Annotated in this window: 18 protein-coding genes and 1 tRNA gene; 10 read left to right on the forward strand and 9 right to left on the reverse strand. The window is 69.3% G+C overall.

Annotated elements, in window-relative coordinates; genetic code table 11:
- From ASF38_RS18070 to ASF38_RS09745, 3 genes are all read right to left on the reverse strand, one after another.
- Positions 1–282: hypothetical protein (locus tag ASF38_RS18070; RefSeq protein ID WP_056575557.1), on the reverse strand; the 282-nt coding region annotated here is incomplete at its 3' end.
- A 91-nt stretch (positions 283–373) separates the two neighbouring features.
- Positions 374–718 carry a TraR/DksA C4-type zinc finger protein gene (locus ASF38_RS09740; RefSeq protein ID WP_235497622.1) on the reverse strand — a complete coding sequence of 115 codons (345 nt, stop codon included), beginning with the start codon at positions 716–718 and terminating at the stop codon, positions 374–376.
- Between the two features lies 1 nt (position 719).
- Positions 720–1,142, reverse strand: a complete 423-nt coding sequence (locus ASF38_RS09745; RefSeq protein ID WP_056576483.1) for a YkvA family protein — start codon at positions 1,140–1,142, stop codon at positions 720–722.
- A 46-nt stretch (positions 1,143–1,188) separates the two neighbouring features.
- On the opposite strand from ASF38_RS09745, the gene ASF38_RS09750 reads away from it, so the two are divergent.
- The 6 genes from ASF38_RS09750 to ASF38_RS19365 all read left to right on the forward strand — a co-directional run.
- A complete protein-coding gene (locus tag ASF38_RS09750) occupies positions 1,189–2,121 on the forward strand; it encodes an NAD(P)-dependent oxidoreductase (RefSeq protein WP_082480669.1) in 933 nt (310 codons plus the stop codon).
- A gap of 218 nt (positions 2,122–2,339) precedes the next feature.
- Positions 2,340–3,206 carry an aldo/keto reductase gene (locus tag ASF38_RS09755; protein WP_056575567.1) on the forward strand — a complete coding sequence of 289 codons (867 nt, stop codon included), beginning with the start codon at positions 2,340–2,342 and terminating at the stop codon, positions 3,204–3,206.
- A gap of 101 nt (positions 3,207–3,307) precedes the next feature.
- Positions 3,308–3,739, forward strand: coding sequence for a hypothetical protein (locus ASF38_RS09760; protein WP_056575570.1), 432 nt, complete (start codon positions 3,308–3,310; stop codon positions 3,737–3,739).
- A 38-nt stretch (positions 3,740–3,777) separates the two neighbouring features.
- Positions 3,778–6,153: an AAA family ATPase gene (locus ASF38_RS09765; RefSeq protein WP_156366889.1), complete on the forward strand. Its 2,376-nt coding sequence runs from the start codon at positions 3,778–3,780 to the stop codon at positions 6,151–6,153.
- A gap of 48 nt (positions 6,154–6,201) precedes the next feature.
- Positions 6,202–6,277: transfer RNA gene (locus ASF38_RS09770), tRNA-Leu, on the forward strand.
- A 785-nt stretch (positions 6,278–7,062) separates the two neighbouring features.
- The coding region (locus ASF38_RS19365) for an ATP-binding protein (protein ID WP_235497625.1) at positions 7,063–8,727 on the forward strand (1,665 nt) is incomplete at its 3' end.
- Between the two features lie 1,333 nt (positions 8,728–10,060).
- Here ASF38_RS19365 and ASF38_RS09775 read toward each other — a convergent pair.
- The 4 genes from ASF38_RS09775 to hrpB all read right to left on the reverse strand — a co-directional run bounded on the left by ASF38_RS09775 (position 10,061) and on the right by hrpB (position 19,798).
- Complete coding sequence (locus tag ASF38_RS09775; RefSeq protein WP_056575573.1) at positions 10,061–11,695, reverse strand: MFS transporter; 1,635 nt, start codon at positions 11,693–11,695, stop codon at positions 10,061–10,063.
- Positions 11,692–12,318, reverse strand: a complete 627-nt coding sequence (locus ASF38_RS09780; protein WP_056575576.1) for a TetR/AcrR family transcriptional regulator — start codon at positions 12,316–12,318, stop codon at positions 11,692–11,694. The genes ASF38_RS09775 and ASF38_RS09780 overlap by 4 nt, the downstream gene beginning before the upstream one ends.
- 203 nt (positions 12,319–12,521) lie before the next feature.
- Positions 12,522–17,090: a Calx-beta domain-containing protein gene (locus tag ASF38_RS09785; protein ID WP_056575579.1), complete on the reverse strand. Its 4,569-nt coding sequence runs from the start codon at positions 17,088–17,090 to the stop codon at positions 12,522–12,524.
- Between the two features lie 173 nt (positions 17,091–17,263).
- Positions 17,264–19,798, reverse strand: coding sequence for an ATP-dependent helicase HrpB (gene hrpB, locus ASF38_RS09790; RefSeq protein WP_056576489.1), 2,535 nt, complete (start codon positions 19,796–19,798; stop codon positions 17,264–17,266).
- A gap of 566 nt (positions 19,799–20,364) precedes the next feature.
- Between hrpB and ASF38_RS09795 the strand changes: the two genes are divergently transcribed.
- From ASF38_RS09795 to ASF38_RS09810, 4 genes are all read left to right on the forward strand, one after another.
- Positions 20,365–21,627 (forward strand): uracil-xanthine permease family protein, encoded by a 1,263-nt coding sequence (locus ASF38_RS09795; protein ID WP_056575583.1) that lies wholly within the window; start codon positions 20,365–20,367, stop codon positions 21,625–21,627.
- 76 nt (positions 21,628–21,703) lie between these two features.
- Positions 21,704–21,883, forward strand: coding sequence for a hypothetical protein (locus ASF38_RS09800; protein ID WP_056553313.1), 180 nt, complete (start codon positions 21,704–21,706; stop codon positions 21,881–21,883).
- Between the two features lie 32 nt (positions 21,884–21,915).
- Positions 21,916–23,319: a GH1 family beta-glucosidase gene (locus ASF38_RS09805; protein WP_235497629.1), complete on the forward strand. Its 1,404-nt coding sequence runs from the start codon at positions 21,916–21,918 to the stop codon at positions 23,317–23,319.
- 63 nt (positions 23,320–23,382) lie between these two features.
- Positions 23,383–23,859 carry a DUF6194 family protein gene (locus tag ASF38_RS09810; RefSeq protein ID WP_056575587.1) on the forward strand — a complete coding sequence of 159 codons (477 nt, stop codon included), beginning with the start codon at positions 23,383–23,385 and terminating at the stop codon, positions 23,857–23,859.
- A gap of 21 nt (positions 23,860–23,880) precedes the next feature.
- On the opposite strand, the gene ASF38_RS09815 is transcribed toward ASF38_RS09810, so the two are convergent.
- Positions 23,881–24,246 carry a hypothetical protein gene (locus tag ASF38_RS09815; RefSeq protein WP_055964608.1) on the reverse strand — a complete coding sequence of 122 codons (366 nt, stop codon included), beginning with the start codon at positions 24,244–24,246 and terminating at the stop codon, positions 23,881–23,883.
- 17 nt (positions 24,247–24,263) lie between these two features.
- Entirely contained in the window at positions 24,264–25,013 is a 750-nt protein-coding gene (gene trmB / locus ASF38_RS09820) for a tRNA (guanosine(46)-N7)-methyltransferase TrmB (protein WP_055964610.1), read from the reverse strand.
- Positions 25,014–25,034: the final 21 nt, after the last annotated feature.

The following is a 25,034-nucleotide window of genomic DNA, read 5'->3' on the forward strand; positions in this document are numbered from 1 at the left end:
GCCGCCGAAGTCGAAGCTGATGGTCGCACCCGTCGAGGTGCCCGTCCCCTGTCGCGGTCCGTCCCCGTTGGCGGCGGCCTTGCGGGCCTTCTCCAGCACGCGTGCGGCAGCCATCTTGTGGGCCGCGACCTGGGACTCCAGCCGGGACAGCTCACCGACCAGACGGCGGACCTCGCCGGTCTCCAGTCCGTCCCACGCACTCGTGGGGACCGCGGAGAACGACTCACGCGCGGAACGCACGCACGACGGCACCGGGTGGGTGTCGAGTACGGCGACGCTCATGGTTCCTCCTGCTGATCTACCCTCATTCTAGAGGGCAGATCCGACAAGAAGTAAGCATATGTTCGAATACGCGACCAAGGTCTGATCTGGATTAGGACTTCCGGCCCGACGCGCACCGCACGCATCGCGTCGTGGCCGGAAGCGCTTCGAGTCGCCCCTCCGCGATCGGCTCACCGCAGACCTCGCACACGCCGTAGGTGCCGTCGTCGAGCCGACGCAGCGCCGCCTCCACCGCTGCCAGCCGACGTCGGGCGTTGGCGGCGGCGTGGTCGGCCTGGGTGCGCTCGAAGGCGATGGTGGCCCCCTCCGGGTCGTGCTCGTCGTCGACGTTGGATCCCTCGCGAGCGGCCACGATGCCGGCCACGTCGGCGTCGCGGACGGCGATGGCCCGCAGGAGCGACCGGCGTTCGTCCTCGAGGCGGCTGCGGTGGTCCACGTCAGGCCGCCTCGCGCCGGACGCCCGCCAAGCGCAGCACCGCGGCGAGCCCTGCATCGGACCCCGGCCAGTGCCGTTCGATGGCGTCGGGTCCGGCGTGACGCACGACGGACCGCAGCACGAGCGCGACGACGACCACGTCGTCGGCGTACCCGACCACGGGGATGACGTCGGGCACGAGGTCGATGGGCAGGGCCAGGTAGACGAGCAGCGCGCCGAGTCTGACGCGGACGCCGCGGGGGAGTGCGGGGTCGCGGGCGAGGGAGTGGACGAGGCGCACCAGGTCGGGGACGAGGCGGACGAGGTCGCGCAGGTCGACGTCGCGGGAGTCGCGGCGCGCGGCGAGCCACAGTGCGACGACGAGCACCAGCCAAAGCAGCACGAGGCCTCCGACGACGGCCGCGACGATGCCCCAGGTGCTCACGAACCCACGGTAGGGCGCGGGGCGGGCGGCGGGCATGATCGGAGGCATGACGCTGCAGCTGAGCCTTCCCGACGAGACGACCCGCGACCTCTTCGCCGACCTGGAGTCCGACGGCACCGCCACCCTGCACGTGTGGGACTTCGCGGGGAAGCCTCCGGCCGACGTCGTGCTCGACCTCGCGGTCCGTCCGTACCAGCTCACGGGCGACCTGTCGGTGCTCGACGTCGAGCGGGTGAAGGCGGTGCAGGCGCAGTCCCTGGGCTACGACGACGCGATCGGCAACGTGCCCGACGGCATCACCTGGTGCAACGCGGTCGACGTGCACGAGGCGCCGACGGCCGAGCTGGCGGTGGCCATGACGCTGGCGTCGCTGCGCGGCCTCGACGACTTCGCGCGCAACGCCACGCGCGACGAAGGCCGGTGGGCCAAGGACGAGGCCCGCCCCGGCCTGCTCGGCAAGCGCGTGATGCTGCTGGGCGTCGGCGGCATCGGCGAGCAGGTGGCGGCGCGGCTCGACGGCTTCGGCGTGGAGATGGTGCGGGTGGCGTCGAGTGCGCGTGACGACGACCGTGGCCACGTGCACGGCATCGACGAGGTGCACGGGCTGCTGGCCGACGTGGATGTCGTGATCGTCGCCGTGCCGTACGGCGACTCCACCCACCACCTCGTCGACGACACGTTCCTCTCGGCCATGCGCGACGGCGCGCTGCTGGTGAACGTCGCGCGCGGCAAGGTGGCCGACACCGAAGCACTCGTGCAGCACGCCGCGTCGGGCCGCGTGCGGCTGGCGCTCGACGTCGTGGACCCCGAGCCGCTTCCCGACGATCACCCGCTGTGGACCACGCCCGGTGTCTTCATCGCGCCCCACGTGGGCGGTGCGGTGGCCACCCGCCTCGAGCGCATCGAGCCCCTCGTGCGCGAGCAGGTGCGTCGTCTCGTCGCGGGGGAGTCGCTCATGAACCAGGTGGACGTCTCCTGACCCGCCTCGGCCGTGAGAGGTAGGTAGGCCGCGGAATCCCGCCGAGCGGTAGGTGGGTCGCGGATAAAGGCCGTCATACCGCGGATGGTCTACCGCCGGGGGCGCTGGTTCCGCGGGCTGCCTACCGCCCGACCGGTCACTCGGCTGGCGTCCCTGAGATCCCGACGTACGGTGGAAATTGAAGGTTTGACCACTTCCCACCCACTTCAGGAGGACCTGTGCAGCAGCGCACCATCGGACCCGTGACCGTCAGCGCGATCGGCCTCGGCGGCATGCCGATGTCCATCGAGGGGCGGCCCGATCGCGAGCGCTCCATCGCCACGATCCACGCCTCGCTCGACGCCGGCGTGAACTTCATCGACACCGCCGACGCCTACCACCGCGACGCGGGCGAGGTCGGCCACAACGAGTCGCTCATCGCCGAGGCGCTCAAGAGCCACTCGGGCGGCCAGGACGTGCTCGTCGCGACGAAGGGCGGCCACCTGCGCCCCGGCGACGGCTCGTGGACGCAGAACGGGCGCCCCGAGTACCTCAAGGAGGCGGCGAAGGCGTCGGCGCAGCGGCTCGGCGTCGAGTCGATCGGCCTCTACCAGTTCCACCGCCCCGACCCGGACGTCCCGTACGCGGAGTCCGTGGGCGCGCTGAAGGAGCTGCTCGACGAGGGCGTCATCCAGCACGCGGGCATCTCGAACGCCACGGTCGCGCAGATCGACGAGGCCAACGAGGTGCTCGGCGGCAAGCTGGCGTCGGTGCAGAACCAGTTCAGCCCGGCGTTCCTGTCGAGCCGTGACGAGCTGAAGCACTGCGCCGAGATCGGCGTCGCGTTCCTGCCGTGGAGCCCGTTCGGCGGCATCAAGAAGGCCGGCGACTTCGGCTCGGACCACTCCGCCTTCCAGCAGGTGGCCGACGCCCGCGGCGTGAGCCCCCACCAGGTCGCGCTCGCCTGGCACCTCGCCCAGGCGCCCGTCGTCGTCCCGATCCCCGGCGCCTCGCGTCCGGAGTCGGCGAAGAACTCCGCCGAGGCCGCCGACCTCGAGCTCACCGACGACGAGCTCCAGACGATCGAGTCCGGCCTCAGCGCCTGACCCGAAGCACAGCCCGACGCGGCCCTCGACCTCACGCAGGTCGGGGGCCGCTTCGCGTCTGGACGGTTGTCGGATGCATGGCCGGGTGCGAGGGTTGCCGGATGACCTCAGGGAGCGACGACGCGCAGGACGAGCTGAACGGGCTGCTCAACGGGGCGGTGGGATTCGCCGAGCAGACCTTGCAGCGCTACGGCGAGCTGTACCCGTTCGGGGCGGCACTGGACCGGGCGGGGGAGCAGCGTCTGCTGGGCGCCGACCCGGACGAGGGCGACCACCCGGACTCAACGTCCGTGCTCGAGGCGCTCTACGCGGGCGCCGGGGCGAACGCCGACGAGCTGCGCGCCGTCGCATTCGTGGCCGACGTTCTGCTCGACGGTGCGGACGCCCTCCGCGTGGAGCTCGAGCACAGCGAGGGTGCGTGCCTGGTCGTCCACCTGCCCTACCGCCTCGAGGGCGATGGAGATGCACGGGAGGTCGTGTTCGGCGACCTGGTCGCGCACGAGGCGGGTCCGAGGATCTGGGGCCAGGCCTGACGCCGTCGACCTGTCGGCGCCCATGACACCCTGACCCCGTGCCCGACCTGACCATCACGCCGGAGATCGAGCGCGCGCTCGAGCTGCTCGAGTCGGGCAGCCACCTGTTCCTCACCGGCAAGGCGGGCACGGGCAAGTCGACGCTGGTGCGGCACTTCCTCGCCACCACCGAGCGACGGGTGGTGGTGGCCGCGCCCACGGGCATCGCGGCGCTGAACGTCGAGGGCTACACGATCCACCGGCTGTTCGGCTTCCGTCCGACCACGACGCTGGCCGACGTGCGCTCCGGCGACTACCGGCCAGGCCGGTTCACGAAGGCCATCCGGGGCCTGCAGACGCTGGTGGTCGACGAGGCGTCGATGGTGCGGGCCGACGTGCTCGACATGGTGGAGGCGGCGCTGCGACGCTTCGGCCCGCGCGAGGGCGAGCCGTTCGGCGGCGTGCAGGTCGTGCTGGTCGGCGACCTGCTGCAGCTGCCGCCCATCGTCGGCGACCGCGAGGCGGAGTTCTTCCGCACACACTACGAGACCGAGTACTTCTACTCCGCACACTGCTTCAGGCGCGACGCGTTCCCGACCGTCGCGCTCACCACCGTGTTCCGGCAGCTCGGCGACGACCGTCTGACGTCGCTGCTCAACGCGGTGCGTGAGGGCGTGCTCCTCGAGGCCGCGCGGGCGGAGCTGAACACCCGCGTCGACGCCGACTTCGAGCCGCCCGAGGACGAGCTGTGGCTGACGCTCGCGCCGTCGAACTCGATCGTTACGTCGCGCAACCGCCAGCGCCTGGAGCGGCTGCCGGGGGAGGCCGTCACGCACGTCGCGCGGGAGAGCGGCGACGTCGGCGGCTTCGACCCGCCCACCGACGCTGTGCTGCACCTCAAGGTCGGCGCGCAGATCATGCTGCTCACCAACGACCCGAGCGACCGGTGGGTCAACGGGACGCTCGGTCGCATCGTCGACACGGCTGTGGTCGACGGCGAGCGCGAGCTGGACGTGGAGCTGGCCGACGGGTCCGTCGTCACGGTCGGCGCGTACACGTGGGAGGTCACGCGCCCGGTCGTTGACGGCGGCTCGCTGAGCCGCGAGGTCGTCGGGACCTACACGCAGCTGCCGTGCCGGCTGGCGTGGGCGATCACGATCCACAAGAGCCAGGGGCAGACGCTTGACCGGCTCGTCGTCGACCTCACGGGCGGCGTGTTCGCCACCGGCCAGGTGTACGTGGCGCTGAGCCGCGCGACGTCGATGGCGGGGCTGGTGCTGCGCAAGCCGATCGAGCCGCGGCACCTGCGCACCGACCGTCGGGTCACCCGGTTCCTGTCCGGATCCGTCGCTCGCACCGCGCCCGACCGGTTCGCCGCGCTCGGCGTCTGCTTCGTCGGCGACGAAGGGACGTTCTCGCGACCGCGTCCGATCGAGCTGGCCGTCGCGTTCGACGACGGCACCGCGGTGAGCACCCTCGTGAACCCCGAGCGAGACCTGGCCGACGCCCGCTCGCGGTTCGCCATCACGGCCGACGACGTGCTTCTCGCGCCGACGCTGCCGGAGGCGTGGGCAGTCCTCGCGCCGCTGCTCGAGGGCGTGACGCCGGTGGGGGTGCGGGTCGACGACGCGCTGGCCAAGGTCGACTTCGAGCTCAAGCGGCTGCAGCACGTGGTGCCGATGCCGTTCGGCGTGGAGGTGCCGTATGGCGCGCTGTCGTCCGAGGAGCGCGTGGCGGAGTCGTCGGGCCGTGCTGCCGATCGCGCCCGCGCGATGCTCGCGGCGTTCGTGCGGCTGCGGGAGTCCGGCGTCGCGCTTGCGTCGTCGACGCCCTTCGAGCCGGCCGAGAGCCTTCCGGACCCCAGCTACCTGCTCACGCGCGACCCCGACCTCGCGCCGCCCTCGACCGACCGGCTCCCGACTCTCTCTGCACTGGTGGAGGCGAGCACGAGCATCAGCGCCGCCCTGCTCGACGGCGCGGACCACTCAGGTGAGGGCTCGCCCCCGGCCGTGGTGGCCGAGGCCGTGGTGGCGCGGCTGGCCAACGTCGCGACGAAGGCGTCGCGGCTGTCGCCGCAGCTGGTCGAGCGCCTGCGGGCGGTGGAGGGTCTGCTCGGCGAGCGCTTCGTCGACGAGCTGGTGGCTGCGGTCAACGAGGCGAATCCGTCCGCGTCCGACGTGCTGCAACCCGGCGCGCGCGTCTGCTTCACCGGCACGGCCAGCTCGCCGTCGGGGCGGATGTTCGAGCGCGAAGAGATGGAGCGCCTCGCCCGTGACGCCGGCCTCGTCCCCGCCGCGAACGTGACGAAGACGAAGTGCGACCTCTTGGTCGTCGCCGAGGTCGGAACCCAGTCGGGCAAGGCGCGCAAGGCCCGCGAGTACGGCAAGCCTGTGATCTCGGCCGAGGAGTTCTTCGCTTGGGTCGGTGTCGACTGACCGTCGCTCCCACCGGGCGGAGCCGACATCGGCCTAGGCTGACCTCGCGCTCCCGTAGCCCAATGGCAGAGGCAGGCGGCTTAAACCCGCCCCAGTGTGGGTTCGACTCCCACCGGGAGCACCAGGTCACTAGCGGCGGAGCAACGTGGGTTGGCAAGTTGGCCGACTGTCACCCGACCTGCCCCAGATCCGTGAAGCAGCGCCCCCGTGTGGTCGGGAGGTGCCTTCAAGTCGGGGCCCATCAGTCAGCAAGCAGGGAGCTTGGCGTATTGAGACCGGCTTCAAACCCTTCGATCTGGTGATCCGCCCAAGGACCGTCGAAGAGGCAGATGACGACAGCGTTCTCCAGTCAAATCTTGTGGCGAGCATCGTTAGATGTGTCAGTGGTTAGCGGAATCTTGTCTTCCCGTCACAGATGGGGCGATCCATCGAGCCTGTAACTTGAGTGTCCGGCAGAGAGTCCTGGAGGGGATGGGCATCATGGAAGTCGGCAACTCAGATCTCGAACAAGTGCGCGATCAAGATCTACAGGCTTTGTCCCTCGAGGAGTTGAGGTGGTCGGTACGCAATATGCAGAAGCAGGAAAAGATTGGTCTGCTTCGGCTCGTCGGCCTCCGGTTCGACCCCAAGTTCGTGAAGGCTGGAATTGAGACTTTGATTCTTGCTCGCGTTGGGCAGATAAAGGGNCTCGGCGTATCCTTTCGGGACCCATCAGAAGCCCAAATTCGAGACGCGCTTCCCCGGATTGAGATGCGTTGCGGGGGCCCACTTGCGCGCCTCACCCTCATCCATGCTGTTCATAAGGGCGTCCCAGCCTCCCAGCACATCTCGAGGATTCTCCACGGAAGCTCATCTTCAACGACAGCGGCATACGCGGAAGGCGTGCAAGAACCGTCCCATAACCGAGACGTGGAACCTTCGACTCGAGACTCTGGCATCGAAGGGATCGATATTGCGTCTGAGCAGGACGTCGCGCGTCCTGTCCTGAGAATGCTGGACCGGGTCCGAGATGCAAGCTTCGATAGCGATGCCACTCATTATACGTCGTTGCTCTTGCTGGGCGAACTCATTTCGAAACTGACGACCTTGTCGCTGATTGCAAGTCTCGATCCCGAAAAAGATGATGCACAGATCGCCTACGCCAAAAAGTACGAGCTGCTCCGGGCGGACGGCATTGGATCCTGGGGTCGGGTCATCCAAGACTTGACTACGGCGCCAGTGTTCCGTCTGTTAGACACTGAAGCTCGCGGATTTCACACGTCCCTGACGCAGCGCTTTGGCCGCGAGAGCGAAAATTGGCAACGCGAAGCCATTGACAAGCTTCTGGAGGCAATCGGTTGTTTCCCCAGCTTGTCGACGGATGCGGCGCTCGGGAAAACTTCCCTCGCGCAGTGGTTCCAACTATTTGCGACTCTTCGAAACAAGACGCGGGGTCACGGCGCTGATCTGGTGGCCTGGCAAGCGAAAGCCGGACCTCCACTGCTCGAATCGATCCTTATTGTCACTCGGAATCTCGAGTGCCTTTCCTGGCCCTGGTGGCATATACGCCGGACCGCTGCGGGCGTGCCGAAAGTGCATCCGATGACCAGCACCTCTTCAGCATTGAATGCCGACCCGTTCGACCTCGCTGACGGCACGTACGTATCGATTGGCGAATCCTGCCGATGCGTGGAGTTGCTCACAACCACGGCGGACGTGAACGACTTCTTTCTTCCGAATGGCGACGCACAAGACAACAAGAACCGGTATGAAGAGATCTCCTACACCTCTGGCGCTAAACGTTGGGGCAACCTCTCGGCATTTGTCAGGCCACCGCGTGAACTCCCCCTCAGTGAAACTCACGGATCTGCCGAACTGCGAGCGGTTGGGAACGTCCTGACTAATCTCCCCGAGCCGCGAACCGACTACGTATCTCGCGAAGCGCTAGAACAAGACTTGCAATCGGTGCTCGCAGATGCGCGGCATCCCGTGGTTGCGATCAACGGGCCAGGCGGTATCGGGAAGACGTCCCTGGCGCTGCAAGTCCTCCATGAGCTAGCAGAATCTGAAGCCTTCAGCGCGGTCTTGTGGTTCAGCGCCCGCGACATCGATTTAGACCCTGTACGTGGGCCTCTCGCGGTCAGGCCAGCTGGCCAAAGTCTCTCGCAGTTCGCGCGCCAGTATTGGTCCTACGTGGAACCAACGCGGCTCTCCGAACCAGCTGATGTTCTAGTTGAAGGGTTCCTCGACTCCTTGACGCGGAGCGACATAGGACCGGTCGTGTACGTCTTCGACAACTTCGAGACAGTACATAATCCTCCGCAACTATTTCGTGAAATCAGCGAGTTTGCGCGTTTGCCAAACAAGGTTTTGATAACTACGCGGCATCGTGAGTTCAAAGGTGATTGGCCACTTGATGTGGAAGGGATGTCGCGTGAGGAATTTGACTCTCTGGTCAAGATCGCCGGCGCGAATCTGGACATACTTGCTGTCCTCGAACAGAGTTCGACATGGGTTGATTCCCTTTATCGCGAATCGGGTGGGCACCCCTATGTTGTGAAGGTCGCACTAGGTGAGGTCGCTCGGTCCAAGCGANGATCTTTTAATCGCCTGAACCCGTCAGCGCAGCGGATTTTCTTTACGCTTTGTAAGTGGCGTGCGCGAATCCCGGCGATCGCACTTGAGGCCGTTATGACCAGACCTGCCAATGTGCGCATGGACGTTGCAGCCGCGCTTAGGCATCTCGAGGAGAGCTCCTTGATTGAGCGAGCGTACTCTGACGTCGATGCGGAGAGTTTTCTCCACGTTCCGGCTGCCGCTTATCGGTTTGGGACTGGTCAGTTGCAGTTCTCGGATTTGATCCAGTCCGTGGAAGAAGATGCTAAATTCCTTCACATGTTCGGTGCGGTCTCAGACAACGTGACCAAAACCGGGTTCGGCCCTCACGTGCATCGATTCTACGACAACGCTGCGAAGTTGAAGTCGAATGAACTCAGCGAAGCGATTGCGATCGGGGAATACGTCGCGCGTAAATACCCTGAGTCCTGGATGTACCTCGGTGATCTCCAGCGAAGTGCAGACGGACAGGGCAAGGTTGCTGCAAAAACCAGTTACCAGGCCTACCTAGCGAGACGCCCCGACGATGCTGATGCGTGGTTGAAGCTTGCCAAGCTTTGTGCAGAACTTGGCGACGGCGTAGGCGAACTGAGGGCCGCTGCACAAGCGTCAACGCACGCCGAGAGGCGCTACGCAGGGTTGTCCGAATCCTTGCGCTCGATACGCGATCGGTCCGAGACTGGACGCCTGCGAGTCGATTCGAAGCAGAAACGAGACTTCCTTCGGGCTCTCTGTGAGGGATGGCATCCGCGAGAGAATCAGACAACTGTCAGTGATTGCTTCAACTTGGCCAAGCTGGCGGAGCGTGCAGAAGATCTCACAGAGGTTCTGTTTTGGGTTGAGCAAGGTCTCCGTCGCGATCGGAACAACCAACGCCTGCTCGAGCTCCGTCGGTCTGCATCCCGGATGCTCTCTGGTCGACCGCGCTGATGGTTAACGATGGTCGAACCTGCAGAGACATCTCGTTTCTCTTGTAGACGCGGAGCCACCTTGCAGAACCTAATCTTGACAAGTGGGCCTATTTCGGCGCGCAGCTTTTCGGAGACTATTGACGGATGAGGCCGGCTCGCTAGTGCGATGAGTTCAGGCCTTGGAGGCTCGGCTTGGGATAGTGCCCCAGAGCGGCGGGTTCGACGCAGCACAGGAGGCTCCAGACGGCGCGCTGGCGCCGGTGACCTTTGCACCGCACTCGCGCCGCACCGACACGTCGTCGCGGACAAACGCCCCGTCGTCGGGTCGCCAGTAGTCAGATCTGGGGCACTGAGCCGAAGGGCCGGGGTGCCCGTGCGCGGGTCACCGCGACCTCGAACGGTCAGACCGCGACGCCCTCGGGACCGTCAGTGGCGAGCTCGTCGTGCTTGACGTTCAGCAGGAGCCAGATGATGGCCGAGGCGGTCCAGATCATGAAGGCGCCGACGAGGAACGCGTTCGTCGCGCCCTCGGTGAAGGCGGCCTGGCCGATCAGTTCGTTGAGGCGCTCAGCGACGCCGGGCGCGGGCGCGCCTCCCGAGCCGGACGCCGCCTGGATAGCGCCCCCGATCTCTTCGCCACGGTTGGTCGAGAAGTGCAGGGCGACCGTCGACAGTGCAGCCAGGCCGATGGCGCCGCCCACCTGCTGCATGGTGTTGAGCACGCCCGAGCCGATGCCGGACTCCTCCGAGGGGATGCCGTGCACGGCCACCAGGGTCATGGTCACGAACACCAGGCCCATGCCGAAAGCCATCAGGACGATGAACGGTGCGATGGCCGTCCAGTAGTTCACGTCGTCGCTCAACGACCCGCTGCCGCCGGCGATGCGCAGGAGGTTGGCGGGGCTGTCGTCGACGCTGATCCGCGAGAAGCCGAACAGGGCGATGCCGGCCAGGATGGTGCCGACCCCGGCGATGAACCGTGGGTCGATGGTGGCGATCAGCTTCGACGACAGGGTGGCGCCGAGGACGATGCCGACCGTGAACGGCAGGAACGCGAAGCCGGTGTGCAGCGGGCTGTAGCCGAGCACGTTCTGCACGAACAGCGACAGGAAGAAGAACATCGCGAACATGGCCGCCGGGGTGATCATCATCGAGGCGAACGCCACCGAGCGGGCACGGCTGGCGAAGATGCTCAGGGGCAGCAGCGGGCTCTTGACGGAGCGCTCGATCACGATGAAGCCGACGAGCAGCACCGCCGCGACGACCAGCGACACGATGGTCGAGGTGTCACCCCAGCCGTAGCGCTCGTCGCCGGCCCGGGAGAGGCCGAAGACCAGCGCGGCCAGGCCGAGGGTGCCGCTGAGTGCGCCCGGGATGTCGAGGGCGAGACGCTGCGGCTTGCTTTCGGGCAGGAACCGCGGCGCGAGGAATGCTGCTACGAGGCCGATCGGCACGTTGATGAGGAACGTCAGCCGCCAGCCCTCGAGGCTGCCCAGCTCCAGCCCGGTCAACCAGCCGCCGAGGATCAGGCCGATCGCCGCGCCCACGCCCGACAGGGCGGCGTAGACGCTGAAGGCCCGGTTGCGCAGGGGTCCGGCGGGGAAGGTGGTGGTGATCAGCGCCAGGGCGGCGGGCGCGGCCATGGCCGCACCGATGCCCTGCAGCCCACGCGACGCGAGCAGCATCGGCTCGTTCTGGGCCAGGCCACCGAGCGCCGAGGCGACGGCGAAGACGATGAGGCCGGTGATGAAGATCCGGCGCCGTCCGTACAGGTCGGCCAGACGACCGCCGAGGAGCAGCAGGCCACCGAACGCGAGGGCGTAGCCCGTCACGATCCACTGCAGGTTCGCCTCGCCGATCCGCAGGTCGGCCGCGATGTAGGGCAGGGCGATGTTGGCGATCGTCGCGTCGAGCACGACCATCAGCTGCGCGATGCAGATGATGACCAGTGCCCAGCCCAGCTTGCGGTTGGTCTCGGGCGGGAGGTCCTCGGGTTGGACGGGGTGGCTCCCGGTGTCGGGGGTGGTGTCGGTCATGAGGGGTCCTTGGGGGTCTGGTTGGGGGAGTGGCGCAGGACGGCGGGGAGGATCACCTGGTCGATGACGGAGGTGATCCTCTCGGGGGTGGGCACTTCGCCCATGACGAACTCGCGGTGCAGCACGATGCCGGCCAGGGCCGACCCGACGATGTCGAGGTCGACGTCGTCGCGGATCTCGCCGCGCTCGCGGGCCCGGACGAACATCTCTCGCGTCAGCTCGACCTTGGGGCCCAGGAAGCGAGAGCGGAAGCCGTCGGCGAACTCGGCGTCACGGCCGAGCGCCGTGAGCACGGCGCTGAAGATGGCGATCTGGCGTGCGTCGGTCAGGCCTCCGCGACCGCAGTGCGAGGCGATGAGATCGCCGCGCAGGCTGCCGGTGTCGGGGAGGACGGGGAGGGGGCCCTTCTGGGCGAGGACGGCCTCGAGGACGAGGCTCGCCTTGGTGTCCCACCGGCGGTACAGCGTGGCCTTGGACGCCCGAGCGGCCGTGGCCACGGCGTCCATCGTCAGCCGGTCGTAGCCGACGTCGGCGAGGACGTCGAGCGCAGCCTCGAGGATCTCGTGCTCGCGCTCGCCCTCCACGCGCGGACGGGCGGCCGCTGCGGCTTCTGCCGGGGTCATGGTGCTCCTGGTGCACAGCGAAACATGGATGAAACGGAACGGTACCGTTCCATTCGATGGTACGGACATGTTTCATCGCAGCGCAAGTGCTTTACGGCAACGATCTGCCGGCGGTGGGATGAACGGACCGGACCCGGCCCCTGCTCAGCGAGCTCTGGTCCTCGCAGCGGTCAGGGCCCGCAGGCGGCATGGGACCCCGCCGGCTACGCGTCCCGCCTACGGCGACCGATGGTCAAGGCGGCTCCGGCGAGGAGGAGCAGGGTGCCGAGGACCGGTAGCCCGAGATTCGGGCCGCCGGTGTCGGGGAGGGCCGAGGCGGCGGGGTTGGCGGGAGTGCCGTTGCCGCTGCCCGCACCGCCGGCCCCACCATCGGTCCCGTCGCCACCGTCGATCGGATCGGTGCCGTCGCCACCGTCAACCGGATCCGTGCCGTCGCCGGGGTCGGTGCCGTCGCCGGGATCGGTGACGGCGGGGTCGTCGTCGACGATCGTCACCGTCGCGCCGGCGTCGTCGAGGGTGGCGCCACCGGTGGCGTCGGACAGGCTGAGCGCGATGGTCTCGTCCGGCTCGTCGACGTCGTCGTCGGTGGTCTGGACCGTGAAGGTCCGTGAGGTGACGCCGTCGGCGAAGGTGAGGGTGCCGGCGGTCCGGGTGTACCCGTCTGCCCCGGCGGCTCGAGCTGCCTTGGCGGTCGGGTCGTCGGTCGCGTAGGTGAGCGAGACGCTGCCGTCGCTGCCGCCGGTGCGGGTCACGGTGATCGTGGCTGCCTCACCCTCCTGGACCGGGTAGTCCTGGGCGGAGAAGCCAAGGGTTCCCGGCTCGACCGGCGGCTCGGGCTCCTCCTCGTCGTCGTCGTCGGTGATCGTGAGGGTCGCGTCGCCGTCGCCGATGGTGGCGCCGCCGGTGGGGTTCGACAGGGTCAGGTCGACGGTCTCGTCGGCCTCCACCCGGGTGTCCTGCGTGGTGTCGACCTCGAAGGTCTTCGAGGTCTCACCGTCCGCGAAGGCGAGCGTGTCGGACGCCGACGTGTAGTCGTCGGAGTCGGCGGTCCCGTTGCTGGTCGCGTAGTCGACGGTCACGTCGCCGTCCGTGCCACCGATGCGCTCGACGGTGACGGTCGCAGTGCCGCCCTCGTCGACGTCGGTGTTGGTGACCGCGAAGCCGACGGTGCCCGGCTCCACGGGGGGGTCGGGCTCCTCGTCGTCGTCGATGATGGTGACGGTCGCGTCGGCGTCGCCGAGCGTGGCCCCACCGCCGGGGTTCGACAGCTCCAGTTCAACGGTCTCGTCGGACTCGACGGAGCTGTCCTGGGTGGTCGCGACCGTGAAGGTCTTGGTCGTGTCACCGTCGGCGAAGGTCAGGGTGCCCGAGGCCGACGTGTAGTCGCCGGACCCTGCGGTCCCGTTGCTGGTGGCGTAGCCGACGGTCACCTCGCCGTCGGATCCGCCGGTGCGCTCGACCGTGACGGTGGCGGTGCCGCCCTCGTCGACGTCGGTGTTGGTGACCGCGAAGCCGACGGTTCCCGGCTCCACGGGGGGCTCGGGCTCCTCGTCGTCGTCGATGATCGTGACGGTCGCCTCGTCGCCGCCGAGGGTGGCGCCCCCGGTGGGCTTCGACAGCGTCAGGGTGACGGTCTCGTCGGACTCGACCGCCGTGTCCTGCGTGGTCGCGACCGTGAAGGTCTTGGTCGTCTCACCGTCCGCGAACGCGAGCGTGCCGGTGGCGGGGGTGTAGTCGCCCGATCCGGCGGTCCCGTTGCTGGTGGCGTAGTCGACGCTCACGGAGCCGTCGGTCCCGCCGGTCCGCTCGACGGTGACGGTCGCGGTGCCGCCCTCGTCGACCTCGACGTCCGAGGTCGCGAAGCCGAGAGCGCCCGGCGCCGGCGGTGCGGTCACCTGGACGACCGCCGTCGCCGCGTCGTTCGTCGGATCGGGGTCTACGCCGAGGCCCTCGACGGTGGCGGTGTTCGACACCGTGCCCGCCCGGGTGGCGGTGACGACGATCTCGACGGTCTTCGACGTCCCGCCGAAGATCTGGCCCAGGTCGCAGGTCACGGTGCCCGAGGCATTCGTGCAGGCGTCCGACGTGCCCTCGCGCTTGAAGGTCACCCCGTCGGGCAGCTCGTCGATCGCCGTCACCCTGAAGGCCGCCGTGTTGGCCGGCCCCGCGTATCCGACCTCGAGCTCGTACGTGATGTCGTCGCCGACCTCTGCCTGCAGCACACCCGCGGACTTGCTGATGGACAGGTCGGCCGGGGAGTTCGGGTCCTGCACGAGCGTCGACGCCGTGGAGGAGTTGTTCGTCGGGTCCGGGTCGGCGGTATCGCCAGCGACCGTCGCGGTGTTGGAGACCCGACGCACCACGTCGGAGACGACGACGATCTCGGCCGTCTCGGTCGCGCCGGCGGCGACGGTGCCGAAGTCGCACGTCACCACCCGCTGCAGGAAGTCAGGCTGGCAGGCCGACGACGTCCCGGCGGACTTGAAGCGCGTGCCGTCGGGCAGCACGTCGGTCGCCTCGACCTCGGCCGCAGCATCCGTCCCGTTGTTGGTGACGGCGATCTCGTAGACGAGGTCGGCGCGATAGACCACCCGCGACGGCGCGGTCTTCACGATGGACAGGTCCGTCGGCGGCGGCGGGGTCCGGACCACCGTGGTCGCGGTGGAGGAGTTGTTGGCCGAGCTCGGGTCGTCCAGGTCGCCCTGGATCGTCGCGGTGTTGGACACCGTGCCGACCTGGTCGGCCGTGACGCCGATGGTCACGTTCTTGATCCGCCCGGGCTCGTAGTCACCGGCGTCGCAGGTGACGGTGCCCGCGTCGTTCGTGCACTCCGGCGAGGTCGTGTCGGGGTCGAAGGTGACCCCGTTGGGCAGGACGTCGGTGATCGTGACGTCGCTCGCGGTGTCGGGGCCGGCGTTGTAGCTGCCGATCTTGTAGAGGAAGCCGTCGCCGTCGTCCACCCGGGTGGGGGCCTGCACGGAGACCGACAGGTCGGCCGAGGGGTCGGTCGGCGGCGGCGGGTCGGCCGCCTCGACCACAGTCGAGATCTCGATGAAGTCGTTGTCCGGGTTCGGGTCGGTCTGAGCGGGCCGGAAGAGGCTCGCGGAGGCGACCTGGTCCCCGACCTTCAGGGGTCTCGCCACGATGGTCGCGCTCTCGGTCGCGCCGGCGGCGAGGTCGCCGAAGTCGCAGGTGACGGCCGTGGCGCCGTCGATCGTCGTCCGGCAGAACGACGAGGTCTTGGCGAGGTCGAGGACGACGTCGTTGCCGAAGACGTTGCGCACGAACACGTCGGGCTTGACCGACGTCGCCGCGGTGGTCGAGTAGTTGCTGACGTCGAGCGTGTAGGTGAGGTCGGAGCCGGACTTCACCGGGTTGGGAGCTCCGGTGAGCGTCAGGCCGAGATCGACGCCCGGGGGAGGGGGGACGTTGACCGAGTAGGTGGCCGGGGCGGACCTGGTCTGCGGGATCTCGCCGTACCGGTCGTCGAAGATCGCGACGATCGCGTGGTCGGTGCCGTAGGGCAGCGAACCGGCCCGGACGCGCTTGACGTACGTGCCGTTCTGGGTGCTGTCGATGAAGTCGCCGGTGATGTTGGAGCACGGGCAGGCTCCGGGCGCGTTGGGGCTCGTCGATCCGTTGGCCCTGGTGAAGTCGACGAAGCGGATGTTGCCCACCGGCGTGACGCCCGTGGAGGTCGTCACCTTGGTGGTCAACGTCACGATCGTGTCGGGGTCGACCGGACCGCTGGGGCTCGCGGTCACCGTGACGTTCGCCGAGACCGGACCGCCCGGCCACGTGGCGGTCACGAGGCCACGGCCGTCCTTCTCGCCCTGGATGTCGAGACGGTCGGTCGGGAGGGGATAGGCGTCGACCTGACCACCGGTCTTGGACGACGTGTCGGTGGCTCGCGGCGTGATGTAGCCGCTGCCTCCGCCGCCGCCCGAGGGGTTGACGGCGAAGACCACGTCGCTTCCACCGCCGCCGAAGTAGCCGCCGCCTCCCCCGGCGCCAGGGTCGGAGATCGCGAGCGGTCCCGAGGCGCCCGACCCACCGAAGCCCCGACCGGCGCTGCCTGCTGCGCCGGGGGACCGGCCGGCCTGTGTCTGGCTGCCGCCCCCGCCGCCCGACGAGCCGACCCCGCTGTCGCCGTCGAAGCCTCTGTCGCCGCCGCCGGCACCGCCCTGGATGCATCCCTCGGTCGTGCAGCCGCTGAAGCCGCCTCCGCCGCCGGCGACGATGAGGCGGTCGAGCAGGCCGTAGGTGCCCTCGCGAACGTCGGACGCGCCTCCTCCGCCTTGCGCGCCGGTGAGGAGTGAGCCGGACTCGATGGAGGTGCGACCGCTGTTGCCACCGCCGTTGAATCCGCCGAGCTGCTTCGTGTCACCTCGTGCGGGCCCGCCGACGTTGACCTGGTAGTCGGCGCCGGGCGTCAGCCTCAGCGTCCCCCGCGCCATGCCTCCCCAGTCGCGGGACTCGCGGAAGGTGCCGGACGACCGTGCGCCGTACGTCGTGAACGTGACGTTCGGCTGGTAGTACGGCGCCCTGAAGGTGTCGGTGCCGACCGTGGCGTAGCGACAGCCGGTGCCGTTCATGTCGGTGCCCGTGGCGCCGCAGGGGTTGGCGATCGGGACGGCCGTCACCGGGGCCACGGCGGCTGCGACAGGTCGTGGCGCTGGGGCGGCCTGGGCGGGCGCCATCCACGTCATGGTCGAGGTGACGACGGCGACCGCGAGCGCGGCCGTCCTGGAGACTGCCCGGCGCTGCTTCATGCATGGTTCCGATCGCTGGTGCCGGCCCTCGGCCCACGATCGTGCGTGCGGAGGTCGACGTGTCGTGCAGGGGACGTGACGAATCACGGTCCCCGATGGAGCGCGTCGACGTGGTCAGGCTAGTCGAGCCCGGCGGTCGCCGGGGGTGAAACTGGGACGAATGTCTTCACGTCTCATCGTCGTCGGTCGCGGGACGCGTTGGTCCGTCGGGTGGCCGGCGCCGTGCGCGGGTCGTCGGGCCACGCGTGCTTCGGGTAGCGACCGCGCAGGTCGGCCCTGACCCCCGGGTAGCCGTTGTCCCAGAAGGAGTCCAGGTCGGCCGTGACGGCGGCCGGCCGTCGGGCGGGGGAGAGCAGGTGCAGCAGGAGCGGGACCCTGCCGTCCGCGAGGGTGGGCGCCGCGGTCCAGCCGAAGACCTCCTGCAGCCTGACCGCGAGCACGGGCTGCTCCTGGGAGTAGTCGATCCGCACGTTCGAGCCGCTGGGAACCTCGACCCGCTCGGGGGCAAGCTCGTCGAGCCTGCCCGCCTGGGGCCACGGCAGCAGAGCGCGGAGGGCCGCGCCGACGTCGATGCGTCGGAGGTCCTGCGCCGAGCGGACCCGCGCGAGCTGCGGACCGAGCCACGCGTCGAGGTTCGTTGTCAGGGCTTCGTCGCTCACGTCGGGCCAGGGGTCGCCGAGGGCACGGTGCAGGAAGTCGAGGCGGGCGCGAAGAGCCGTGGCCGCCTCCGACCAGGTGAGGAGGTCGATCCCCTCGCGCTCCAGCGCCTCGCCGATGGCCGCGGTCACCGCTTCGGTCGGCGGGTTCTTGATGGGGACGGACGCAAGCTCGATCGCGCCGAGCATCGTGCGTCGGCGGGCCAGCACCCGCCCGTCGGACCAGGTGACGTCGTCCACCTCGGTCCACAGCGATCCGGCCGCCTCGAGCGCCAGGTCCTCGGTGAGCGGTGCCGCTGCCCGGATCCGCGCCTCGCGCTCCCCGGACCGTCGGTCCGCGTCGCCGACGGCGAGCCACTCGAGCCCGGCGAGTGGGCTTGAGTCGCGACGGTCGAAGGCGGCGCCCGTGCCACCCGTCATCAGGTAGCTCGAGCCGGCGGAGCGCTTGCGCGCGATGCGGTCGGGATGTGCCAGGGCGACGACCAGGCCGACCGCCACGTCGTCGGTCAGCGATCGGGCGCCGTCCGGGCTGCGCTCGTGGTCGCCGTGCTCCTTCGCGATGGCCTCGAGGCGCTTCACCTGGGTGCGCCACGAGCCGGAGCGGTCTCCGTTGCGCAGAGAGCGGAGGGCTGCGACGAGGTCGCTGCCGGGAGCGCGGACGTCCTCGCTGAGCATCGCGACCACCTCGGCCGCGCGCCTCGCCCCGACGAGACCAGCCCCGTCGATGAGGGCCCGTGCCAGCCGCGGGTCCACCGGCACGCCGGCCATCACCCGTCCGCGTGGGGTGGCCCGTCCGTCGTCGTCGACCGCCCCCAAGTCCAGGAGCACCTGACGGGCTGTCTCCAGGGCGTGGGCCGGTGGCTGGTCGAGGAGCGCCAGGTCGCGCACGTCGTCGCTGCCCCAGCACGCCAGCTCCAGGGTGAAGGCCGTCAGGTCGGCGGTGGCGATCTCGGGTTCGGGGTGGTCGGCCAGGTGCGCGTGCTCCTCCTTCGACCAGCAGCGCAGGACGGCGCCCGGTCCGAGTCGTCCGGCTCGCCCCGCTCGCTGCTCGGCGGCCGCCTTGCTCACCGCGACGGTGACCAGCGACGACAGCCCGCGTCGGTGGTCGGTGCGCGGCTCGCGCGAGAACCCGGCGTCCACCACGACGCGCACGCCGGGCACGGTCAGCGACGACTCGGCGACCGCGGTCGAGACGACCACGCGGCGACGCGGACCCTCGCTGAGTGCACGGTCCTGCTCGGCGCCGGAGAGGCGTCCGTGGAGCGGGTGCACGTCGGCGGGCGCATCTCGGAGACGTCGGATGGTCGCGTCGACCTCGCCGACGCCCGGCACGAAGACCAGCACGTCACCCTCGTGCTCGGCGAGCGCACGACGGACGGTCGCGGCGACGTGGTCGTGGAAGGCCGGCGTGATGCCGCGGTCGTCGGTTCGGCGCGCGCCCGGAGGCATCGGGCACCAGACCGACTCGACGGGGTGCAGTGCGCCGGGGATGTCGATCACCGGCGCCGCTGTGTCGCCATCACCGGTGCCGCCCAGCAGCGTGGCGGTCCGCTCGGCCTCGATGGTGGCCGACATCGCGACGAGCGTCAGGTCGTCGCGGAGGTTGGCGCGGATGTCGATGAGCAGCGCCAGGGTGAGGTCCGCGTCGAGGTGGCGCTCGTGCACCTCGTCGAGCACGACCGCGCCCACGCCGGCCAGCTCGGGATCGTGCTGGATCCGCCGGAGCAGCAGACCGGTGGTGACCACCTCGACCCGCGTCCGTCGGCTGGTCTTCCGGTCCCCACGCACGGAGTACCCGACGGTCTCGCCGACGGGCTCGCCCAGCAGGTGTGCCAACCGACGGGCAGCGGCGCGGGCGGCGATCCGGCTCGGCTGCGTGACGACCACGCGTCCTTCGACGGCTACCGCGACGGCGGGCGGGACCAACGTCGTCTTGCCCGTGCCGGGCGGCGCCTGGACCACCGCGACCCCGCGGCTGCGGAGCGCGTCGGCGAGCGCCGGCAGCCCCGCGACGACCGGAAGGTCGGGCGGTGAGTCGAGCAGGCTGCGCATCGGGTCGGACACGACTGCAGTGTGCCGCAACCGGTCATGGCTCCGATGGCACGGATGAGCGGACCTTCGTCATCGATCAGTGCATTTCCCGGCAAAGCAGATCGGACTGTGTTTACCGTCCGCCATGGGCTTTCTCAGTCGACTTCGTTCGTCGCCTTCCACTGAAGCGAGTTTCGCTCCGATCGAAGGGGAACAACTCTTCGTCGGAGAGTCGCACTACCAGGCTGCTCTCGTCGATCTCCTGGCGTCCCGCGGCCATGCTCCGGCGACTTTGGCGTCGTGCCGCGTCCCGGTGAATGAGCCCTTTCTCGCTTTGCTGGTGCCCGAGCCTCGCAACCCGCACGACTCCAATGCGGTTGCTGTCTCGGTCGAGGGTCGCACGGTCGCCTACCTTTCTCGGGCCAACGCGGAGCGCTATCGGGGATCATTCAAGACGCAGACGGGACAGGTTGCCGTCAACCTGTGGGTCAAGCCGCGGGGTAAAGGAATCGTCTCCGTCTGGCCCCAGGAGTAGTCGAGCGGTAGGCGAATAACTTCGGGTCTGGCGCATCCGCCAGAATCCCCCCATGCCCCTGAACTGGAACCTGCACCACGACGGAAAGACGATCCGGGACGGCGAGATCGTCCGACCGGGGGAGCGGCTGACGTGGCCGCGGACCATCGGGCTGGGCGCGCAGCACGTGGTGGCGATGTTCGGGGCGACGTTCCTGGTGCCGACGATCACCGGGTTCCCCGTCACGGCCACGCTGTTCTTCTCCGGCGTGGGCACGATCCTGTTCCTCGTCCTCACGCAGAACCGGCTGCCCAGCTACCTCGGGTCGTCGTTCGCGTTCCTCGCGCCCATCGGAGCGGTCGCGGCGTCGGGGGCGTCGATCGAGGTGGCGATGTTCGGCATCGTCGTCACGGGCGTGATCCTCGCGGCGGTCGGCGCGATCGTCATGAAGACCGGCATCGGGTGGATCAACGTCCTCATGCCGCCGGTGGTGGCGGGCTCGATCGTCGCGCTCATCGGCTTCAACCTCGCGCCCACGGCGGTCAACAACGCGAAGGTCGGGCCGTGGATGGCGGTCATCACGCTCGTCGTCCTCGTGCTCACCATCGTGGTGTTCAAGGGCCTCATCGGTCGGCTGTCGATCATCGTCGGCGTTGTCGCCGGCTACGTCTACGCCGCCGTCACCGGTGCGCTCGACTTCGACCCCGTCGGCAGGGCCGACCTGCTCGGCCTGCCCGCGTTCAGCACCCCCGAGATCAGCTGGGTGTTCATCCCCGCCTTCCTGCCCGTCGTGCTCGTGCTCATCGCCGAGAACGTGGGCCACGTGCGCAGCGTCGCGCAGCTGACCGACGACGACTCCATCAACGAGCGCACCGGACGGGCGCTGTTCGCCGACGGTCTTGCGACGACGATCGCCGGCGCCGGCGGAGGGTCCGGCACCACCACCTACGGCGAGAACATCGGCGTCATGGCCGCCACCCGCGTCTACTCCACGGCCGCCTACTGGGTGGCCGGCGCCATCGCGATCCTGCTGTCGTTCTCGCCGAAGATCGGCGCCCTCATCAACACCATCCCCACCGGCGTGCTCGGCGGCGTCACCATCGCCCTCTACGGCCTCATCGGCATCGTCGGCATCAAGATCTGGATCGACAACAACGTCGACTTCGCCCTTCCGGTCAACCAGCTCACCGCCGGCATCGCCCTGGTCATCGGCATCGGCAACCCCGAGCTGAAGGTCGGCGACATGGTGTTCAACGGCATCGCGCTCGGCACCATCGCCGCGCTCGTCGTCTTCCATGTCATGACGTTCATCGAGAAGCAGCGCCAGAAGGCCTGAGCCGGCGTCGAAAGGACCCCGCGGCTCATCCCTTCGGCCGATGCCGCGGGGGAGCGGGCCTGCCTAGCGTGAGGGCATGAACGCGACCTTCCAGCTGGCCCTCGGCGTCGTGCTCGTCGTCGCCGGCGCGGTGCTGGCGCTGGCCTTCCCCGACACCGAGCTCTTCTGGTTCCAGGGCCGACCGTTCGGCGTGGTGCTGGCCATCGTCGGCGCGATCGACCTCGCCGAGGCGTTCAGCCGACGTCGCCGCACCTGACGACCGACCCGATCCAGGGGCAGACTGGAGGGGTGAGCGACACCGACCCCAGCGACCTGTCCCTCGGGCGTCTTGCCGGCGCCTTCGGCCCCGACTTCACGTGGGGCACCGCCACCGCGTCGTACCAGGTGGAGGGTGCCGTCGACGTCGGCGGACGCACCCCGTCCACGTGGGACGTGTTCACCGCTCAGCCCGGTCGCGTCGAGAACGGCGACACCGGCGATGTGGCCTGCGACCACTACCACCGCTACCTCGAGGACGTCGGCCTGCTGCGCTCCCTCGGCGTCGACGCCTACCGCTTCTCGCTCTCGTGGTCGCGCATCCAGCCCGACCCCAGCGGCGCCGTGAACCCCGAGGGCCTCGACTTCTACGACCGGCTCGTCGACGCACTGCTCACCGCGGGCGTCGAGCCGTCGGCGACCCTCTTCCACTGGGACACCCCGCAGTGGCTCGAGGACTCCGGCGGCTGGGAGAACCGCGACGTCGCCGAGCGCTTCGCCGACTACACGTCCGTCGTCGCGGCTCGCCTCGGCGACCGCGTGACCCGCTGGATGACGATCAACGAGCCCGTCGTGGTCACCCTGCTCGGCCACGGCGCCGGTGTGCACGCCCCCGGCAAGACGCTCGGCTTCGACGCCCTGCCGGTGGCCTACCACCAGCTGCTCGCCCACGGCCGTGCCGTGCAGGCCCTGCGCGCCGCCGGCACCGGACCCGTCGGCATCGTCAACAACCACGTGCCCGTGTGGCGCCTCGACGACACCGACGAGACCGAGCAGGCCGCCACCTTCTTCGACGACCTCTACAACCGCCTCTTCGCCGACCCCGTGCTCCTCGGCCGCTGGCCGTGGGAGGGCATGGAGGCTGGGTTCGATGGCTACCGCGACGACGACCTCGCCGTCATCGCCACCCCGCTCGACTTCTACGGCGTCAACTACTACAACCCGCAACTCGTCGGGCCGCCTGGTGTTAGCAGCGAAGCCGCCAGCGACGGGCTCCCGCTCCCGGCCGACCTGCCGTTCTCGCTGCACGAGATCGACAGCCGTGAGCGCACCGACTTCGGCTGGCCCGTGGTGCCCGAAGGTCTCACCGAGGTGCTCGTGGGCCTGAAGGAGCGCTACGGCGACGCCCTCCCGCCGGTGTACGTCACCGAGAACGGCGCCTCCTACGCCGACGCGCCCGGCAGCGACGGCTACGTGCGCGACGAGCGCCGCACTCGCTACCTGTTCGACCACCTGGCCGCCGTGCTCGACGCCCGCGACGCCGGGGTCGACGTGCGCGGCTACTTCCACTGGTCCCTGCTCGACAACTTCGAGTGGGCCGCCGGCTACTCCCAGCGCTTCGGGCTCGTGCACGTCGACTACGACACCCTCGTGCGCACGCCCAAGGACTCCTTCGAGGCCTACCGCGACCTCATCGCGTCCCAGCGTCCCGACTGACCGTCGTCCCGCCTCGCCCCAGCGTCCCTGGCCAGACGCACGTCGCAGGGCGAGACTGGCCGCATGGCCATCGACGACGTCCTGACCGCGCTGCGGAGCCTGCCCGGCGCGCTCGAGCTCGCGCCCGAGGAGGGCAGCAACCACCCCGAGATCTCGTGGGGCGACCACTTCTTCTACTACGCCCCCGACGGTGAGGTGCCCACCAACCGGCAGCCGCACACGACGATCGTCACGAAGAACTACCCCGACGACACCGTCTCGAACCTCGACGAGCCCGGCCGCTGGCGCCTGAACCTCAACGTCGGCGCCGACGCCTACGCCGACCTCTTCGGCCACCCGCCGGGCCAGCTCAGCGTGGCCGACGTCGACCACGCCGCCACGGACACGTTCGTCCCGCACCCGATCTACGGCGCGTACGGCTGGGTGTCCGTCGTGAACCCGGGGGAGAAGACGGTCGACCGAGCGATCGAGCTGGCGCGGTATGCCCACGACGCCGACCGTCGACGTCTCGAGCGACGTGAGGCGGCCGGCTCGGCCTGAGTGTCGATCAGGCCTGGGGGCTCAGTCCTGCGCGAGCCGCATGGCCATCCACGCGTCGTCGAGCAGCACCGGCGGCGTGGCGCCCCAGCCGAACTCGTGGACCACCTCGGCGACCTCGTCGGCCGACAGGTCGTGCGGCGGGAAGCACACCCACACGAGCGGCACGGAACCGAGCTGCGGGAAGACCTCGTCGACCTGCTCGGCGAACGCGGTCACGTCGTCGGTGATCACCACGGTGGCGTCGAGGGAGTGCACGTACTCGTCGAACGTCTCCACGCCCTCGGGCAGCGGGTCGAGCAGCGAGCGCTCCTCCACGGTCTCGCCGACGACCCACACGCGGAAGCCGTCCGTGATGCCGAGCAGGTCTGCCGTTGCGGTGCCGTCCATCCGGCCAGTGTAGGACGTCAGTGCTGCAGAACTTGCGCAGCGAAGTCGTGGATTACGCGCCCCTTGTCCAGGCCCTTGCGCTCGAACTTGGTCAGCACGCGACCCTCGAACCGGTCCACGGGGCCGCCGCTCACGTGGGGGCTGGCCGCGATGACCTCGGACATCTGCTCGCCGTAGTCGGCCCAGTCGGTGGCCAGGCGCCACGTCCCGCCGGGCTCGAGAACCCGCGCGACGAGCTCGGTGAACGGCACCGTGACCAGGCGTCGCTTGGTGTGACGCTTCTTGTGCCACGGGTCGGGGAACCACGTCCACAGCTCGTGCACCGACGTCGGCTCGAGCGCCGTTCCCAGCATCTCGGTGGCGTTGGCCACCGCGAGCCGGATGTTCGTGACGCCTGCCGCGCGCGCCTGCAGGAGCGTCGTCGCCACGCCCGGCACCCACACCTCGATCGCGAGGAAGTCCCACTCCGGGTGCTGCTGGGCCGCGGCCACCACGTTCTCGCCGCGTCCGCTGCCGATCTCCACCACCAGCGGCGCGGTGCGCCCGAACACGCGCTCCGGCTCCACCCGCCAGTCGGGGGTCACCGACGTGTCGGTCCCGGCCCGCGGGACGTCGAGCACGTACGTCTCGGCCATCGCGTCCCACGCGTCCTGCTGCTTCTCGGTCAGGCGTCCTCCGCGACGGGTGAACGAGACCGGCTCACGGCGGAAGCGGGGCGGGTCCTCGGCGGTGGCGGGATCTCGCGGCTGGTCGGCAGCGTCGGGCATGGCTCGAACCCTAGATCGTCG

Source organism: Aeromicrobium sp. Leaf272, from assembly GCF_001422865.1.
Lineage (GTDB): Bacteria > Actinomycetota > Actinomycetes > Propionibacteriales > Nocardioidaceae > Aeromicrobium.